Origin of the sequence: Mycobacterium sp. (genome assembly GCF_049683935.1) — a bacterium.
Taxonomy (GTDB): Bacteria; Actinomycetota; Actinomycetes; order Mycobacteriales; family Mycobacteriaceae; genus Mycobacterium.
On the sequence record NZ_JBAUJR010000523.1, the window covers coordinates 1 to 2140 of the forward strand.

Genomic DNA, 2140 nt, shown 5'->3' on the forward strand with positions numbered 1-2140 from the left:
AGCGCACGCAGTGCCCCGGGGTCCAGAGCGAGGACCAGGTGCCGGGTCGTCAGTGCGCCGTCTCCGGCGTCGACGCGCCAACCCTGGCCGTCCGGGGCGACGCCCGAGACTGCGGTGCCGAGGCGAACGGTGCCGCCGCGCTGTTCGAGATACCGCTGCAGGGGATGCCAGATCGCCGTTGCGTGGTCGGTGTTCGGCACGTCGAAGCCGATGCCCTCGGGATTGCCGAGGAAGTAGTAGTGGAACATCGCCACGAGTTCCGCGGCGGAGAGTTCACCCTGATTGCAGAAGAAGGACCGGGCGAAGGCCTCGAAGAGCATGCTGCGGGTGCGCTCGGTCATGCCGAGGCCGTCGAGGAACGTTGCGGCATCGACGTTGTCGAGTTCGGCGACCGTGGTGGCGCGATCGTAGGCCAGCAACGCTCGACCAGTGTCGGGGTCGGCGTTGGTCATTTCGCGGCGACTGAGGCTCTTCGACCGCAGGATCAAAGCCAACAGGTTCAGCGGCGGTGCGGCGGGCAGTCCCGACAGGTCCTCGGCCGGCCAGGTCGCCGAGATCACCGGGTAGCTGTCGACCGGCTCGAGGAATGACAGGGCGGGATCGGCACGGCGCAGGATCGAGCGCCACGTGTAGTAGTGCCGGAAGAAGGCGTGGAATCCGTGTTCGACGTACTGCTCGCTGCCGTCCGGCAGCCGCTCGGGCCACGCGCCCAGCCGCCCGCCGAGGTGATCGTTGGCTTCGAGCAGCGTGACTTGGGCGCCGCGTTCAGCCAACACGATGGCGGCCGAGACCCCGGCGATGCCGCCGCCGACCACGACGGCTTCGGTTCCGGGGGCGACGTCGCGCGGCAGCAGGGGGTCGGGCGTCACCAGGCGGCGGGGGTGCATCCGAAACGGCGCGGCCCGGCTGGTGAGGGAGTCGGTCATGTGCGCTCCTGACGGGTGGTGTCTGTTCGTCGACGCAGCAGTGTGATCGCGAACGGTATCGCGACCGTTCCCATGACCAGTCCACCGGCGACCGCCGATCCGGGCAGGCCGAAGAACACGAAGTGCCCCATGACCGACGAGAAGTACACCCACAGGTACAGCGTCGCCGCCGGCGCCGACGGGCGGTCGTGACGTCGCAGTGCGACGTGGAGGGCGGCCATGATCAACGTCGTCACCAACAGCCACCCGAGGTAGTTGGTCAGAGGGATGCCCGGCACCAGCGGGAGGCTGGGGGAGGGGTTCGACCAGGTCCAGTGCCCGGCCGCGACCATCTGCGGGTCCAGGAACACATCCCAGGAGGTCAGCGCGACGGCGCCGACCGCGATCACCGCGGCTCCACGGGTGGCGAGGGTGCGCGCGACGACCAGCGCCGGCCAGGCCATCATCACCCAGGCCAGTGGAATCACCACCGGGACGCCGAGAAGCTGCGGGCCGAGTGTTCCCGCGTACGTGTAGGCACCGAACGGCCACCCGGTGGTCACTCCGATCGACTCGGCGAGCAGACCACCACCGCCGGCGACGGCGATCAACACCACCGCGCCCGACGTGCCGTGCAGCCGGATGACGTCGGCGACGGCGGCCAGGAAGAAGACCACCACGCTGGCCACCGTGATCCCGTTGCGGGAGCCATCGGGAATCAGCGGGTAGATGATCTGGACTGCGATCGCCGCGGCCACCAGGACCCACACCGGTTGAATCGTCCGCATCGACCGGACAGGCAGGGCCAACGCCACGCGTACTACCTCCATCAGGGCAAGCAGCCCATTCTCGTGTTGTGCGCCGCCGCGCTGTGGCGGTCGCTGCGAGGGCCCGTAGAGTTTTCAGGTGCCCTCAGCGCGACTCGCCAAACCGCTCCCGGCGCTAGTCGTCACGGGTTCGTCACTGGCGTGTCTCGGCGCTGCGCACCAGCTGGTCAATCTGCGGCTCCTGCGACGGCCGCCGCAGAATCCGCCGCCGGTGGCCGCTGCGGTATCCCTTCTCGTTCCGGCCCGCGATGAAGCCCATCGTATCGAGCCGACGATTCGTTCGTTGCTCGCACAGCGGGGGCTGGCGGATGCCGAGATCCTGGTGCTCGACGACGGCTCGAGCGACGGCACCGCCGACGTCGTCACCACGGTGGCCGCGGGCGACCCCCGATTGCGGGTGCTGACGGG

At 69.3% G+C, this 2140-nt stretch carries 3 protein-coding genes; 1 reads left to right on the top strand and 2 read right to left on the bottom strand.

Annotated elements, in window-relative coordinates:
* Together WA965_RS29555 and WA965_RS29560 are read right to left on the bottom strand one after the other, a co-directional pair.
* A partial coding sequence (locus tag WA965_RS29555) for an FAD-dependent oxidoreductase (protein ID WP_526448311.1) occupies positions 1–926 on the bottom strand: 926 nt, incomplete at its 3' end.
* Positions 923–1720 carry a carotenoid biosynthesis protein gene (locus tag WA965_RS29560; RefSeq protein WP_526298141.1) on the bottom strand — a complete coding sequence of 266 codons (798 nt, stop codon included), beginning with the start codon at positions 1718–1720 and terminating at the stop codon, positions 923–925. The genes WA965_RS29555 and WA965_RS29560, both read right to left, overlap by 4 nt.
* Before the next feature lie 91 nt (positions 1721–1811).
* Between WA965_RS29560 and WA965_RS29565 the strand changes: the two genes are divergently transcribed.
* Positions 1812–2140 (top strand): glycosyltransferase family 2 protein (locus WA965_RS29565; protein WP_526448312.1); only part of this gene is annotated, 329 nt, incomplete at its 3' end.